Below are 14,971 nucleotides of genomic sequence, written 5' to 3'. Positions count from 1 at the left end.
GCTACGTCGTCCGACGTAGCCGGCCAGGACGGACGTCGCGGTTCCACCTGCCGGAAACGCTCTGTCGAACCGGCCCGTGCAATGGTGTCGCGCGCCACATCTGCGCCCTAGGCTCATCCCGGGGTGGCGGTGCCGCACAGAACGCCCGCACACCCCCGTTCGCATGCACAGCCGGACGTTCCACCACCTGACGCACTCGAAGGGAGGACCGTGACGAGGTCCAGTCGACCTGCGGGACCTGGCGACGCCCGGTCCTCGGGCAGCCCCACGGTCGAGGCCACGACGACCGCCCCCGTGGGCCCGACGACACCGCCCTCGGTGGCCAGCGAGTCCGCCGCGGACGCCGCGGCGCCCGGCCCGCGCGGTGACCGCGCGGCCCGGACGCCGGACGACCGGCGGGCCGGGCAGCTGCGCGACTGGGGGCTCCCGCTGCTGGGGGTGGCCCTCGCCATCGGCCTGTTCGAGCTGCTCCCCCGGATCGGCCTGATCGACCGGCGGTTCTTCCCGCCGGCGTCGGAGATGTTCGGCGCGCTCTGGGACCGGGTCGCCGACGGCTCCATCTGGGAGCCGATCGGGCAGACCCTCCAGGGCTGGGGGCTGGGCCTGGGCACCGCACTGGTGATCGCACTGCCGCTGGGCATCGTGATCGGCTCGGTGTTCCTGCTGTTCATGGCCACCCGGACGACGGTGGAGTTCCTCCGCCCGATCCCGTCGGTCGCGCTGATCCCGCTGGCCGTGCTCGTCTTCGGGGCCGGGCTGGAGAGCAAGTGGTTCCTCGCCGCGTTCGCCGCGACGTGGCCGATCCTGCTGCAGACGCTGTACGGCGTCCGCGACGTCGACCCGGTGGGCCTGGACACCGCCCGCTCCTTCGGCATCGGCGCCTTCACCCGGCTGCGTCGGGTGGTGCTGCCCAGCGCGCTGCCCTACATCGTCACCGGCGTGCGCATCTCCTCGGCGGTCGCGCTGATCCTGTCGGTGACCGCGGAGCTGGTCCTCGGCGCACCCGGCCTCGGGCAGGAGATCAACATCGCCCGGCAGAGCGGCGCGGTGCCCGGGATGTACGCCCTGATCATCGTGACCGGCCTGATCGGCTGGCTGCTGAACATCGTCCTGTCCGTCATCGAACGGCGTCTGCTGCACTGGCACGCGTCGCAGCGGGAGCGTGCCCGATGAGGGAGACCAGCCGGCCGATCCGGTTCCTGGGCATCGGCCTGGAGTTCATCGTCCCGATCGCCCTGCTGGCGGCCTGGGCGCTGGCGTCGTCGAACAGCACGTCGTTCTACTTCCCGCCGCTGGTGGAGATCTTCCGCGCCTTCGGCGAGACCTGGCTGTTCGAGCGGGTCGGCAGCGACGTCGTCCCGAGCCTGGCCCGGATGTTCGCCGGCTACGCGATCGCCGTGGTCGCCGCGGTGGTCATCGGGGTGGCGCTGGGGCTGAACAAGACGCTCGGCCGGATGGCCGACCCCGTCGTCCAGTTCCTGCGGGCCATCCCGGCCCCGGTGCTGTTGCCCGCCGGGATCCTGCTGCTGGGCATCGGCTCGGAGATGAAGGTGGCGCTGATCGCCTTCGTCTGCGTGTGGCCCATCCTGCTCAACACCATCGACGGCGTGGCCGGCGTCGACCCGGCGCTGCGGGAGACCGCCCGCAGCTACGGCATCCCGGCGCGGGACCGGCTGTTCCGCGTGGTGCTGCCCTCGGCCTCGCCGCAGATCTTCGCCGGTGCCCGGATCAGCCTGTCGCTGGCCGTGATCATGATGGTCGTCTCGGAGATGATCGCCAGCAGCAACGGCATCGGCTACTTCGTCCTGCAGTCCCAGCGCACGTACGCCATCACCGCGATGTGGTCCGGGATCTTCCTCCTGGCCATCCTCGGCTACGTGCTCAACGTCCTGTTCCTGCTCGTCGAGCGCCGAGTGCTCCGCTGGCACCGCGGTGCCCGCGCCGGCGCCGGCTGACCGGAGGTCCCCCATGTTGCGCGTCGAAGGCCTCAGGAAGGTCTACCAGGAGGGCACCAAGCGTGCCTTCGAAGCCGTTGCCGACATCACCTTCACCGTCGAGCAGCGGGAGCTGGTCTGCATCGTCGGCCCCTCGGGCGCGGGCAAGACCACGCTGCTGAAGATGATGGCCGGGCTGTTGCCGCCCACCGCGGGCGGTGTCTACCTCGACGGCGAGGTGGTCGACGGCCCGCCGGAGAAGATGGCCCTGGTCTTCCAGGACTACTCGCGGTCGCTCTACCCGTGGATGACCGTGGAGGAGAACGTCGCCTTCCCGCTCAAGCACCGGAAGCTGGAGAAGTCCGAGTCCGCGGAGCTGGTGCGCGACACCCTGCAGTCGGTCGGCCTGGCCGGGGCCGGGAAGAAGTACCCCTGGCAGCTGTCGGGCGGCATGCAGCAGCGCGTGGCCATCGCGCGGGCGCTGGCCTACCAGCCCGAGATCCTGCTCATGGACGAGCCGTTCGCCTCCGTCGACGCGCAGACCCGCGCCGACCTGGAGGACCTCGTGCTGGAGCTGCGCGGGCGGTACGGCGTCACCGTCGTCTTCGTCACCCACGACATCGACGAGTCGGTGTACCTCAGCGACCGGGTCGTGGTGCTGTCGCCGTCGCCCACCCGGGTGCAGGAGATCGTCGACGTCCCGCTCCCCCGCCCCCGCGACCAGGTCGCCACCAAGGAGCTGGCGGACTTCGCCCACCTGCGGGCCTACGTCTGGCGTTCCATCAAGCGGCCCGAGGCCGCCGACGTCCCGGCCTGATCCTCCGGCGGCCGCTCCCCCGAGGGGCCGCCCGGTGTTCCACCGACGCAACACCACCTGAAGGAGAACGATGAGCCACCGTCCGTTCACCCGTCGCGCCACCACCACGGTCGCCGGCCTGGCCGTGGTCGCCCTCGCGGCCACCGGCTGTGGCGGCGACAGCGACACCGAGGCCTCCGGCGGCGGGGGTGAGGGCGGCGGCACGGAGACCGTGCAGGTCGGCACGCTGCCCATCGCGAACGCCGCCGCCATGTACCTCGGCATGGAGCAGGGCTTCTTCGAGGACGAGGGCCTGGAGATCGAGCCCACCGTCCTGCAGACCGGCAACGACATCATCACCGGGCTGGTGTCCGGCGACTTCGACTTCGGCTTCGTCGGCTACATCTCCGCCGGCATCGCGGCCGCCCAGGGGGTGCCGGTCTGCGTGGCGACCGCCAGCGACGCCACGGGGACCACCACCGAGGACGACTGGCAGGTGCTGGTCGCCAGCGGCGACAGCGACATCTCCAGCGCGGCGGACCTCGCCGGCAAGACCATCAGCGTCAACGGCCTGGGCGGTGTCGCCGAGGTCATGCTCAAGGCGGCGCTGGACCAGGAGGGGGTCGACTGGAGCACGGTCAACCTGATCGAGGTGCCCTTCCCGGAGGTGCCCGCCGCAGTCGAGGCCGGCCGGATCGACGCCGGTTACACGTCCGAGCCGTTCGTCACCACCGTGCTCGACCAAGGCGGCAAGGTCGCCTTCGCGCCGCAGTCGACCATCGCGCCGGAGTACCCGAACGGGTCCTACGCGACGAGCGAGCAGTTCGTGCAGCAGAACCCCGACGTCCTCGAGCGCTTCGAGTCGGCGATGACCACCTCGCTGGAGTACGCCCGGGAGAACCCGGACGCCATCCGGGAGATCATCCCGACCTACACCCAGATCTCCGAGGACGTCGCCAGCCGGATGCGGCTGCCGGTCTACCAGTCGGAGCTGCAGAACGACGCCATCGACCAGCAGATGGGGTTCCTGGAGACCTACGACATCGTCGACGAGGCCCCCACCGCCGACGAGCTCGTCTGCGGCTGACCTGAGCCGCGCATGACCGGCCGCCGTCCCGAGGCCCTGCCCCGGGACGGCGGCCGGTCCCATCTCACCGGATCTCACGAGGAGCACGAGCACAGTGCGAGTAGCAGAAGCGATCGGTCAGGAGCTGGCCCGGCAGGGGCTGGACCAGGTGTTCGGCGTCGTCGGCAGCGGCAACTTCTACGTGACCAACGCCCTCGTGGGCGCGGGTGCGCGGTTCGTGGCCACCCGGCACGAGGCGGGCGCGGCCACCATGGCCGACGCCTACGCGCGGACCACCCAGCGGGTGGCCGCGGTCACCGTGCACCAGGGGTGCGGGCTGACCAACGCCCTGACCGGGCTGACCGAGGCGGCGAAGAGCCGCACTCCCCTGCTGGTGCTGGCGGCCGACACCGCCGGCTGGAACGTGCTGTCCAACTTCAACGTCGACCAGCCCGCCGTGCTCCGCGGCCTGGGGATCGAGTCCGAGACGATCACCTCTGCGGGCACCGCCGTGCAGGAGGCCGTGCGCGCCTTCCGCCGGGCGGCCGTGGACCACCGGACCGTCGTCCTCAACCTGCCCCTGGACATCCAGGAGGCCGAGGTGCCCGACGACGCCGCCGCGCCGCTGCCGCTGCCGGTGCTGGAGACCCCCGTGGCCGGCGCCCGGTCGGTCGAGCAGCTGGCCGACCTGCTGCGTTCGGCGGAGCGCCCGGTGCTGATCGCCGGCCGTGGCGCCCGGCTGTCCGGCGCGCGGGACGCACTGGCCGAGCTCGGTGAGCTCAGCGGCGCCCTGCTGGCGACGTCGGGCGTGGCCCGTGGGTTGTTCGCCGGGCACGAGTGGTCCATCGACGTGTCCGGTGGCTTCGCCAGCCCGCTGGCCGCCGAGCTGATCAGCTCCGCCGACCTCGTCGTCGGCTGGGGCGCGTCGCTGAACGTGTGGACCCTGCGCGCCGGCCAGCTGGTCGGCCCCGACGCCACCGTCGTGCAGATCGACGAGGACCCGGCGGCCATCGGCCGGCACGTCGCGGTCGACCACGGGATCGTCGGGGATGTGCGGGCGACCGCCGAGGCGGCCGCCGAGAGCCTGCGGGCCCGGCCGCGGACGGCGGCGCCGTGGCGCAGCCCCGAGCTGCAGGAGCGGATCCGGACCCGGCTGCGCTGGCGGGACGAGCCGTACGAGGACACGAGCACCGACGCGCTGATCGACCCGCGCACGCTGACCATCGCGCTGGACGACATCCTGCCCAAGGAGCGCGTCGTCGCCCCCGACGGCGGCAACTTCAACGGCTACCCGGCGATGTTCCTCGAGGTGCCCGACGAGCGGGGCTTCTGCCTGACGCTGGCCTTCCAGTCGATCGGCCTGGGGCTGTCGACCGCCATCGGCGCGGGGCTCGCCTCGCCGGGGCGGATCGCGGTCGCCGGCGTCGGCGACGGCGGGTTCATGATGAGCCACGTCGAGCTGGACACCGCCGTGCGCCTGGAGCTGCCGCTGGCGGTGATCGTCTACAACGACCACGCCTACAGCGCGGAGACCCACCACTTCGGCCCGGAGGGCCACCCGCTGGACATCGTCCAGTTCCCCGAGACCGACATCGCGTCGATCGCCCGCGGCTACGGCTGCGACGCGGTCACCGTGCGGACCCCCGAGGACCTCAAGGCCGTGCAGGACTGGGTGGCCGGCCCCCGGCGGCGGCCGATCGTCATCGACGCGCGGATCACCGACTTCGCCTCGTGGATGATCGCCCACTCCTTCGCCACCGAGAGCCAGGCGGAGGACGCCGACACCGCAGGTTGACACGGCGTCGGGCCGGTGCGGGTCGGTTCGGGTGCGGACGGGGTCAGGGTCCGGCAGCCGAACCGGCACCGGGAGGCGACCGGCGGGGGCGCGGTGCGACCGCACCGGTCAGCCCCCGTCGGAGCGCGCCGGCTGCGCCCGGTCGGTGCGCGCGGAACGGAGCCTGCCCGGCGCGGGGACCAGCCGTAGGTCCGGTCGCCGGCTCGATCCGGGCGGCTGCCCGACGAGGTCCGGCACCGGCGGCGTCCGGCTGCGGCCCCGCCAGGCCGGCACGAGGCTCAGCACCGGCGGGGGCCCGGGTGCGGTCTCCTGCAGCACGGCGCGGAGCCCCTCCGGGGTCAGCGCCAGCTCCCCGAGCCCGACGACGTCGAGCAGCCGGGCCACCAGCCCCCGCTCGACCTGCAACACGAGCGGGACCCCGCGGAGCCGCGCCGTCCGGCTCGCCAGCAGCAGGGCCCGCAAGCCGCCGGCGTTGAGGAAGGTGACCTGGCGGAGGTCGACGACCACGGCGGTCGGACTGGTGTCCCAGGTGCGCAGCAGGACCGCGCGGAGCAGGGCACAGGTGCCCTGGTCGACCTCGCCGGCCACGGTGAGGACGGCCTGCCCGGGCCCGACCAGGTGCTCCTGGATCTCGATGACCTGGGAGTCGCCGGCGTGGATGGAGATGACGGATAGTTCGGACATGCGAGTCCCCTCGAGATGAGGGTCGCCGGGTCCGGGGCCACCTGTGAGCGCGCTGTCGCGCAGAGCACAACCTAGCGGAACGCAACGGCTGAGCGCCATGGCCGAACGTGTCCACCCGGAGCCCGTCGGCGGGTCACCGGCGTGTCGCCCCGGGTCCCGCCGAGCGTGATCACCCCCGCGGTGGCACCCCTCGGTCCCGGACCACGTCGGCCGCCACGTCCCGCAGGGACCGCCCACTGCGCCGGGCGTGGTCCCGCATCTCGGTGAACGCCTGGTCCACGCCCACGCCCGTGCGTTCGGCCAGCATCCCCTTCGCCTGCTCCAGCAGCACGCGGCTGTTCAGCGCACCCTGCAGCTGGTCGGCCATCAGCTCCCGGGCGGAGATGGTGCGCTCGGAGATCAGCGCGACCGAGGCCACGTCGGCCAGGGCCCGCGCGAGCTTGAGCTGGCTGCCGATCAGGGCGCCCTCGGCCCGGCGGAAGACGTTCATCGCGCCGATCACCTCGTGCCGCAGGCGCATCGGGACGGCCTGGACGGACGAGTAGCCGCCCGCCTCCGCCTCGGCCGCGAAGAGCGGCCAGGACGACTGCATGGCCGCCCGGTCCGGCGGGGTCACCGGGAGACCGCTGCGGAAGCTGTCCAGACAGGGACCGGAGTCGCCCTGCAGCTCGAAGAGCTCCAGCAGCCGCACGTCGTGCGAGCCGGCCGCCAGCACCTGCAGCTGCCCACGGGAGTCGGCCAGCATGATCCCGGCGGCGTCGGCGTCCAGCAGCTCCACCGCCCGGGTGACCAGCCGGTCCAGGAAGTCGGTCACCTCGAAGCCGGCCGCCAACGAGTCGGCCAACTCGACGAACGTGTCGGCGATCAAGTCCTCACGCGTGCTCATCTGGACTCCCTCTCCTCGGGTCATCGCCGTCGTCGACCCGGTCGATGTGACCGTTCGGACACTCACCGGCACCGTCGCCGGACTCCCCACCTGCACGCCACGACGACCCGCGGTCAGTGTGGTCGAACGCGAGCCGCCGGGCGACGACGTCACCGGCGACCGCACGGAGCGACCGTCCCGCGGCGAAGGCCTCGCCCCGCAGCCGCACCAGCGCCACCTGCAGGCTCACGTCCAGCTGGACGGCGACCATGCCGGCCGCCTGGTGCACCACCGGCCGGATGTCGGCGAACTCCATGACGTCGGCCGGCACACCTGCTGCCTCCCCGGCATCCGACATCAGGAGCAGCACCGCGACCGCGGCCTCGGCGTACACCTGCAGCGAGGTCAACGCGGCCATCGTCAACGAACCCGGGACGCGGCGGTAGACGTCCAGCACACCCAGCCGGACGGCGCCGACCTGCAGCGGGGCGCTGAACGCCGCGCGGATCCCGTGCGCCCCGGCCTCGCGAGAGTACTGCGACCAGCGGGGATCGGCGCCGAGGTCGGGGCTCAGGACCAGCCGACCCGAGGCGGACGCCACCTGGCACGGCCCCTCGCCCAGGGTGAACTGCAGGTCCTCCCCCGCCTGCCCCAGGCCCGGGGTGGCCGCGAGCACGGCGATCGAACCGTCCGGGTCCGCGACCGCCAGGCCCGCACCGTCGGCACCGAGGGCACGGCGGCACTCCTCGACCAGGGCCATCGGCCAGGTCGCACGGTCGTCCCGGCTCACCACCGAGGCGAGCACGTCCGCCACCCGCGGCGCCGAAGACGGCACGTCCGCGGTCATGACCGGCGCCCGCAGGCCGGCCGCCGAGAGGGGCGGAGCGTCGTGCTCGGTGTCATGTCCGGCCCCAGTCCTGTCGCGAGGTCTCCTCGCCAGGTCGGGCAGAGAGCATGACCCTACGCCCAGGTGCGTCGCGCCCGGCGCCCCAACTCGATGAGGGGCGACGTCCACCCCCGGGCAGACCACGAGCTGACCGGTCCGGGAACGACGAAGGCCCTGATCAGCGTCTCCGCTGGTCAGGAGCCTGGTGGAGCTCCCCCGACTGGACTTGAACCAGTAACCCTGCGATTAACAGTCGCATGCTCTGCCAATTGAGCTACGGGGGAACGAACGGGTTGGTCGCCCGTGCGCCTGGAAGAGATTACCCCACCCCGCCGGTGTGGCCGGGAGGGGGTTCTCGGCGGGTCGCGCGGCGCGCCGGCCGGTAGCGTCCCCAGTCCGTCCCGATCACTGGAGGAGCCCCCGTGGCCAAGCTGTCCTTCCTCGCCGGCTTCGGTGCCGGCTACGTCCTCGGCGCCAAGGCCGGCCGGGAGCGCTACGAGCAGATCCGCCGCGCCTACGCCCACGCCAAGGACGACCCGCGCCTGCAGAGCGTCGCGGGCATGGCCCAGGCCCAGGCGGACGCCGCGGTGCAGTCGGTCAAGTCCAGTCTCGGCCAGGGCAACTCCGGGCAGGGCAACAACGGGCAGGGCAACACCCGGCGCTGACCTCCACCCGGCCCACGGTCAGCGGGTCGGGTCGTCGGCGTCCACCGCGGCGGCCAGCCGGTCCCGGGCGACCTGCCGGGCCTGCGGGTCGTCGCGGTCGGCGTCGTCGTCGAACACCACGCTCCACTCCCGCGCCGCCTGACCGGGCACCCGGCGCGCCACCAGCAGCACCGCACCCCCACCGGGCAGCGGGTGCCGCTGGCTGGTCACCACCGTGCGGTCGACCCGGCTGCGCACCTCGCCCGGCAGTTCCCCCGCCTCGGTCAGCACGTACCGCTGCTGCGGGCCCCGGGCCTGCACCCCCGGCTCCACCTCGGTGAGCGGCGTGACCAGGAAGCTCCCCCCGGCACCCGCCGCCGTCCACCGCGCCGTGCCCACCTCGTGCCAGCGCAGCACCGGCACCGCCGCGGCGTCGGTCAGCGCCAGGTCACCGGGCACCACCCGCAGGCCGCGGGAGGTCGCCACCAGCCAGCCGCCGCCCGCCAGCGGCCCCCAGGCGAGCACCCGCTCGTCCGGGTCCGGTGACGCGGCGACCACCGCCCGCACCAGCTCCGGCGGGCGGGCGAACCGGGCGCGCAGCGCGTCGAGCACCTTCACGGCGTCAGGCCGCCGGCCGCCCGCTTGCGCAGCGAGATCGCCAGCTGCTCGAGGTCCATCAGCTGCTTGAACGCCTTCATGTACTCGTCGGCGGCCTCGACCGGGTTCATCCGCTGCAGCTTGCCCTTCAGCGCAGCCACCTGCCGGATGGTGATGATCTCCTGCAGCCGCGCCATCAGGGCGTTGACGTAGGTGACGTCGTTCTCCCCCACCGACCGCATCGGCTCCACCGCCAGCGCGGTCAGCATCGCCGTCGCCGTCTCCCGGTCGCAGTGCTGCTCCACCTGCTCCACCCAGTCGGCGCCGCTGACCGTGGCCCCGGCCGCTCCTCCGGCGGCGGCGACCGCGGCGGCCACCGCGGCGTAGTCGGGGTGGGTGAAGTCCTCGGCGCGCACGGCGTCGAACTCCGGCCCGGCGATCTCCGGGCACTGCAGGGCTGCCTTGACCGCCTCGCGCTCCACCTCGACCGCGACGTCGTCCGGGCTCTTGCGCGGGGTGCGCACCCGGCCGCGCTCGGGGGAGGCACCGCCGTCGGCCAGCCGGCGCACCCGCGCGACCACCTCGCTCTCGTCGGGCAGGCCGAGCAGCCCGGCGAGCCGGCGGGCGTAGGCCGGCCGCAGCGCGTGGTCCTTGATCTGGGCCAGCAGCGGTGCGGTCTTGTCCAGCGCCGCGACCCGGCCCTCCACGGTGTCCAGGTCGTACTCGGCCAGCATCGTGCGCAGCACGAACTCGATCAGCGGGGTGCGCCGGGCGATGAGGTCACGCACCGCGGCGTCGCCGTGCGCCTGGCGCAGCTCGCACGGGTCGCGGCCCTCCTGCTCGACCGCGACGAAGGTCTGCGCCACGAAGCGCTGGTCCTCCTTGAACGACTTCATCGCCGCCGCCTGGCCGGCCGCGTCGCCGTCGAAGGTGTAGACGACCTCCCCGCGGAACTCGTCCTGGTCCATCAGCAGCCGGCGCAGCACGTTGATGTGCTCGGCGCCGAACGCGGTGCCGCAGGAGGCGACGGCGGTGGTGACGCCGGCGACATGGCAGGCCATCACGTCGGTGTAGCCCTCGACGACGACGGCCTGGTGGTTGCGGGCGATGTCCCGCTTGGCCCGCTCGACGCCGTAGAGCACCGAGCTCTTCTTGTACAGCGGCGTCTCGGGGGTGTTCAGGTACTTCGGGCCCGGGTCGTCGTCCATCAGCTTGCGCGCACCGAAGCCGATGACGTCGTTGGTGAGGTCGCGGATCGGCCAGATCAGCCGGCGGTGGAACCGGTCGATCAGCGTGCCGCGGGAGGACTCCTTGGCCAGGCCCGCGGTGACCAGCTCGGCCTGCGAGTAGCCCAGACCGCGCAGGTGCCGGGTGAGCACGTCCCAGCCGCCGGGGGCGTAGCCGCAGCCGAAGTCGAGGGCGACCTGCCGGTCGAAGCCGCGCTCGGCGAGGAACTGCCGGGCCGGCGCGGCGTCGGGGGTCATCAGCTGCTCGGCGTAGAACCGCGCGGCCTCGGCGTTGGCCGACACCAGCCGGGCCCGCTGCCCGGCCGCGGCCCGGTCGGGGCCGCCGGTGGGCCGCCCGCCGTCGTCCTCGTAGTGCAGCTCGACGTTGGCCCGGCCGGCCAGCAGCTCGACGGCCTCGGTGAAGGACAGGTGGTCGATGTCCTGGATGAACCGGATGACGTCGCCACCGGCCCCGCAACCAAAACAGTGGAAGAGGTTCCGCGACGGGGTCACGTGGAAGGACGGCGACTTCTCGTCGTGGAACGGGCACAGCCCCTTGAGGCTGCCGCCGCCGGCGCGCTTGAGCTGCAGGTGCTCACCGACGATGTCGTCGATCTTGGCCCGCTCGCGGACCAGCGCGATGTCCGCGGCGCGGATGCGCCCCCGGCCGGCCATCAGGCCGCCGCCGCGGCGGCCTGACGGCGGGTCAGCACCGACTCGAACCACAGCAGGAAGACGGCGTGGTCGAGCGGGAGGCCGGCGTCGGTGGTCAGGGTGTGCCGCCAGCCCCAGCCGCCGGTGCGGCCGCTCTCGGCCAGCAGCCGATCACCGCGTCGGTAGCGGCGGGTGCCCTTCCACCACGACCCGGTCTCGACGTCGACGGGCACGCCGTCCAGCTCCACGGCCCAGCGGTTCTTCCAGAACGACACCGCGTGCGCGCGCAGCCGCACGCTGCCCGCCGGCTCCTGCGCCCACCGGCCGACCAGCTCGCGGCTGCCCTGCCGCTGGAACTCCCAGCGCCGGTCACCCACCTCGGCGGTGGCCGCCTCCCGCCAGTGGGCGGCGTGCAGCGTGGCCACCACGGCCCCGTCGGACAGCACGGGGACGACGCCCTTCGGCACGCCGTGCGCCCCCTTCTTGCCCAGCTCGAGCACGGTCCTCCTCCTCAGCCGATGCCCGGGGCGCCGGCGACGCTCTCACCGGTCGCGCGGTAGAGCAGGTACGCGGCGGTCTCCCGGAGGATGTAGCGGAACTGCGTGGTGCGGGTCTGCACGGCGGGCCCCTGGCGGGTGGGCGAGCTGGTCGCCTCGAGGCCGGCGTCGGAGGCCATCCGCTCGGCCCGCATGGCGTGCCACGGGTCGCTGACCAGGACGGCGCTCTCCCAGCCACGGTCGGCGAACTCCGCCGCGACCGCGCGGACGCTCTCCAGGGTGTCGACGCCCTCCGGCACGGCCAGCAGCGCGTCGCGCGGGACACCGGTGTCGGCCAGGTAGTCGCGCCCGGCCTCGGCCTCGGAGAACTCGTCGCCCTCCGCGCGGCCGCCCACGGTCACGATCACCGGAGCCACGCCGTCCTCGTAGAGCTCACGGGCGTGCTCCAGCCGCGCCTCGAAGATGGACGACGGGACGCCGTTGTACTGCGCCGAGCCCAGCACCACGATCGCATCGGAGGCCGGCCGCGCGTCCTGCCGCGCCGTCCACCAGATCGCCAGCGCCGTCGAGCCGACGAGCAGGGTCACCGCAGCCACCGCGGCCCCGATCACCCGGACGGCCAGCCGGCCCGCGAACGCCACCCGTCATGGGTACCACGCTGCGCTGACAGCCGTGGGACCCCTGGGGGCGGGTGGCTCGTCCGGGCCCCCCCCGCCTCTCCCGGCCGCCCACGGTCAGCCGGCCGCCAGCACCGCCGCCCGGCCCGCCTCCAGCCGCGCCACCGGCACCCGGAACGGCGAGCAGGAGACGTCGTCCAGTCCGGCCCGGGCGAAGAAGTGGATGGACTCCGGGTCACCGCCGTGCTCCCCGCAGACGCCGGTGCGCAGCCCCGGCCGGGCGGCCCGGCCGCGCGCGGCGGCGAGCTCCACCAGCGCACCGACGCCGGTCCGGTCCAGCGACTCGAACGGCGAGACGGCGAAGACCCCGCGCTGCAGGTACGCCGGGAAGAACGCGGCCTCGACGTCGTCCCGGCTGAAGCCCCAGGTGAGCTGGGTGAGGTCGTTGGTGCCGAAGGAGAAGAACTCCGCCGCCCCGGCGATCTCACCGGCGGTGAGCGCCGCGCGCGGCACCTCGATCATCGTGCCGATCGGGACGCGCAGCTCCACCCCCCGCTCGGCAGCCACCTCGGCGACCACCCGTTCCGCCTCCGCGCGGACCAGCTCCAGCTCGGTCACCGTGGCCACCAGCGGGACCATCACCTGTGGCCGTGGGTCGCCGCCGGCGGCGATCCGTTCGGCCGCCGCCTCCGCGACCGCCCGCACCTGCATGCGGTACAGCCCCGGCACGACCAGCCCCAGCCGTACCCCGCGCAGGCCGAGCATCGGGTTCTGCTCGTGCATCCGCCGCACCGCGGCGAGCAGCCGCAGACCGCGGGCGTCGTGGTGGTGCTGCTCCTCGGCGACCGCCACCTCCACCGACAGCTCGGTGAGGTCGGGCAGGAACTCGTGCAGCGGCGGGTCGAGCAGCCGGATGGTGACCGGCAGCCCGTCCATCGCCGCGAACAGCTCGGTGAAGTCCTGGCGCTGCAGCGGCGCCAGGGCGGCCAGCGCGGCCTCCCGCCCGGCGTCGTCCTCGGCGAGGACCAGCTGCTCCACCAGCGGCCGCCGCTCGCCCAGGAACATGTGCTCGGTGCGGCACAGCCCGATCCCCCGGGCACCGAACCGCCGCGCCCGCGCGGCGTCCGCCGGGGTGTCGGCGTTGGCCTCGACGCCCAGCCGGGCCCGGGCGTCGGCGTGCCCGATCAGCCGGTGCACGGCCTGGACGACGTCGTCGCCGTCCTCGGGGGCGAGCTCGCCCTCGAAGTACCGGACGACGGCCGAGGTCTCCACCGGCACCGCCCCCAGCCAGACCCGCCCCGTCGTCCCGTCCACCGACAGCACGTCGCCCTCCCGGACGACGACCCCGCCGGGGGCCGTGACCTGGCGGGCCTCGAGGTCGACGTCGAGCTCCTCGGCGCCGCAGACGCAGGTGCGCCCCATCCCGCGGGCGACGACGGCGGCGTGACTGGTGCGCCCGCCGCGGCTGGTCAGCACCCCGCGCGCGGCGATCATGCCGGCCAGGTCGTCGGGCGTGGTCTCCCGCCGGACCAGCACGACGTCCTCCCCCCGCCCGGCCCACTCCACGGCGGCCGCGGAGCTGAAGACCGCCCGGCCCACGGCCGCGCCGGGGCTGGCGTTCATCCCCCGGGTGAGCTCCACGGCGCCACCCGCGTCGCCGAACGCCGGGAACATCAGGTGCGCCAGCTGGTCACCGGTGACCCGGCGCAGCGCCTCGTCGAGGTCGATGACGCCCTCGTCGACCAGCTGCGCGGCGATCACGAAGGCCGCGCCGGGTGTGCGCTTGCCGACCCGGTTCTGCAGGATCCACAGCCGCCCGCGCTCGATGGTGAACTCGATGTCGCAGAGGTCCCGGTAGTGCTCCTCGAGCAGCCGCATCACCTCGCGCAGGCCGGCGAACGACCGGGCGTCCAGGGTCGCGAGGTCGGTCAGCGGCACCGTGTTGCGGATGCCCGCGACGACGTCCTCCCCCTGGGCGTCGGCCAGGTAGTCGCCGTAGACGCCGGGGGCGCCGGTGGCCGGGTCACGGGTGAACGCGACGCCGGTGCCCGAGTCCTCCCCAGGTTGCCGTAGACCATCGCCATCACGTTGACCGCGGTGCCGGAGTCGGCGGGGATCCGCTCCTGCCGGCGGTAGACCACGGCCCGCTCGGCGTTCCAGGACCGGAAGACCGCCGCGATCGCCAGCTCGAGCTGCTCCCGGGGACCGGTGGGGAACTCGCGTCCCGCCAGCTCGCGCACCAGCTCCCGGTAGGTGCCGACGAGCTGCTGGAGGGCACCGGCGTCCAGGTCGACGTCGCGGCTCACCCCCTGCGCCGCCTTCGCCTTGTCCAGGGCGTCCGCGAACGGCCGGTCGGCGATGCCCAGCACGGTGGTGCCGAACATGTGCACCAGGCGGCGGTAGGAGTCCCACGCGAAGCGCGGGTTGCCGGACTGCTCGGCCAGACCGAGCACCGACTCGTCGTTCAGCCCGACGTCCAGGACGGTCTCCATCATCCCGGGCATCGACCTCGCCCCGCCGGAGCGCACGGAGACCAGGAGCGGGTCGCGGCGGTCGCCCAGCCGCTTGCCCATCGCCGACTCGAGCACGGCCACGTGCGCGTCGACCTGCTCGGCCAGACCGTCCGGCGGCGCGCCGTGGGTCAGGTACCAGCGGCAGGCCTCGGTGGTGATGGTGAAGCCGGCCGGTACCGGCAACCCCATCCTGGTCA

At 73.7% G+C, this 14,971-nt stretch carries 14 protein-coding genes, 1 tRNA gene and 1 pseudogene; 6 read left to right on the top strand and 10 right to left on the bottom strand.

Annotation, left to right across the window (positions count from 1 at the left end):
- The first annotated feature begins 318 nt into the window (after positions 1-318).
- The 5 genes from JD78_RS03415 (at position 319) to JD78_RS03395 (ending at position 5,591) form a co-directional block, all read left to right on the top strand.
- Positions 319-1,173, top strand: a complete 855-nt coding sequence (locus JD78_RS03415) for an ABC transporter permease (RefSeq protein ID WP_208103977.1) — start codon at positions 319-321, stop codon at positions 1,171-1,173.
- Positions 1,170-1,955, top strand: a complete 786-nt coding sequence (locus JD78_RS03410) for an ABC transporter permease (protein ID WP_153361499.1) — start codon at positions 1,170-1,172, stop codon at positions 1,953-1,955. The genes JD78_RS03415 and JD78_RS03410 overlap by 4 nt, the downstream gene beginning before the upstream one ends.
- Before the next feature lie 13 nt (positions 1,956-1,968).
- Entirely contained in the window at positions 1,969-2,751 is a 783-nt protein-coding gene (locus tag JD78_RS03405) for an ABC transporter ATP-binding protein (protein ID WP_153361498.1), read from the top strand.
- A gap of 70 nt (positions 2,752-2,821) precedes the next feature.
- Positions 2,822-3,817 (top strand): ABC transporter substrate-binding protein, encoded by a 996-nt coding sequence (locus JD78_RS03400; RefSeq protein WP_153361497.1) that lies wholly within the window; start codon positions 2,822-2,824, stop codon positions 3,815-3,817.
- A 94-nt stretch (positions 3,818-3,911) separates the two neighbouring features.
- Positions 3,912-5,591, top strand: coding sequence for a thiamine pyrophosphate-binding protein (locus JD78_RS03395; RefSeq protein WP_153361496.1), 1,680 nt, complete (start codon positions 3,912-3,914; stop codon positions 5,589-5,591).
- A 108-nt stretch (positions 5,592-5,699) separates the two neighbouring features.
- Here JD78_RS03395 and JD78_RS03390 read toward each other — a convergent pair whose 3' ends face one another.
- The 4 genes from JD78_RS03390 to JD78_RS03375 form a co-directional block, all read right to left on the bottom strand.
- Positions 5,700-6,275, bottom strand: a complete 576-nt coding sequence (locus JD78_RS03390) for an STAS domain-containing protein (protein ID WP_166520958.1) — start codon at positions 6,273-6,275, stop codon at positions 5,700-5,702.
- Positions 6,276-6,444: 169 nt separating this feature from the next.
- Positions 6,445-7,161 (bottom strand): GAF and ANTAR domain-containing protein, encoded by a 717-nt coding sequence (locus tag JD78_RS03385; RefSeq protein ID WP_153361494.1) that lies wholly within the window; start codon positions 7,159-7,161, stop codon positions 6,445-6,447.
- On the bottom strand, positions 7,148-7,987 hold the full coding sequence (locus JD78_RS03380; protein WP_153361493.1) for a GAF and ANTAR domain-containing protein: 840 nt from the start codon (positions 7,985-7,987) through the stop codon (positions 7,148-7,150). Before JD78_RS03380 ends, JD78_RS03385 begins: the two co-directional genes overlap by 14 nt.
- Positions 7,988-8,237: 250 nt before the next feature.
- Positions 8,238-8,310 (bottom strand) — tRNA-Asn (locus JD78_RS03375).
- Between the two features lie 138 nt (positions 8,311-8,448).
- On the opposite strand from JD78_RS03375, the gene JD78_RS03370 reads away from it, so the two are divergent.
- Positions 8,449-8,691, top strand: a complete 243-nt coding sequence (locus tag JD78_RS03370) for a hypothetical protein (protein WP_153361492.1) — start codon at positions 8,449-8,451, stop codon at positions 8,689-8,691.
- An 18-nt stretch (positions 8,692-8,709) separates the two neighbouring features.
- Here the strand turns inward: JD78_RS03370 and JD78_RS03365 are convergent, their stop codons facing one another.
- The 6 genes and pseudogenes from JD78_RS03365 to JD78_RS21940 form a co-directional block, all read right to left on the bottom strand.
- Positions 8,710-9,288, bottom strand: a complete 579-nt coding sequence (locus JD78_RS03365) for a hypothetical protein (protein ID WP_153361491.1) — start codon at positions 9,286-9,288, stop codon at positions 8,710-8,712.
- Positions 9,285-11,168, bottom strand: coding sequence for a DNA primase (gene dnaG, locus JD78_RS03360; protein ID WP_153361490.1), 1,884 nt, complete (start codon positions 11,166-11,168; stop codon positions 9,285-9,287). The genes JD78_RS03365 and dnaG overlap by 4 nt, the downstream gene beginning before the upstream one ends.
- Positions 11,168-11,647, bottom strand: coding sequence for a hypothetical protein (locus JD78_RS03355; RefSeq protein WP_153361489.1), 480 nt, complete (start codon positions 11,645-11,647; stop codon positions 11,168-11,170). Before JD78_RS03355 ends, dnaG begins: the two co-directional genes overlap by 1 nt.
- Positions 11,648-11,658: 11 nt before the next feature.
- Positions 11,659-12,285 carry a YdcF family protein gene (locus tag JD78_RS03350; RefSeq protein ID WP_194290512.1) on the bottom strand — a complete coding sequence of 209 codons (627 nt, stop codon included), beginning with the start codon at positions 12,283-12,285 and terminating at the stop codon, positions 11,659-11,661.
- A gap of 93 nt (positions 12,286-12,378) precedes the next feature.
- The gene (gene ppdK, locus JD78_RS03345) at positions 12,379-14,421 is read right to left on the bottom strand and encodes a pyruvate, phosphate dikinase (RefSeq protein WP_424991703.1); all 2,043 of its coding nucleotides are present in this window, start codon (positions 14,419-14,421) and stop codon (positions 12,379-12,381) included.
- Positions 14,385-14,963, bottom strand: a pseudogene (locus tag JD78_RS21940) (PEP/pyruvate-binding domain-containing protein); the annotation flags it as partial. The pseudogene JD78_RS21940 and the gene ppdK, both read right to left, overlap by 37 nt.
- Positions 14,964-14,971 lie beyond the last annotated feature (8 nt).

This window comes from Modestobacter roseus (assembly GCF_007994135.1).
In the GTDB taxonomy this organism is placed as follows: Bacteria; Actinomycetota; Actinomycetes; order Mycobacteriales; family Geodermatophilaceae; genus Modestobacter; species Modestobacter roseus.
This window is presented reverse-complemented; position numbering and strand designations above follow the sequence as displayed.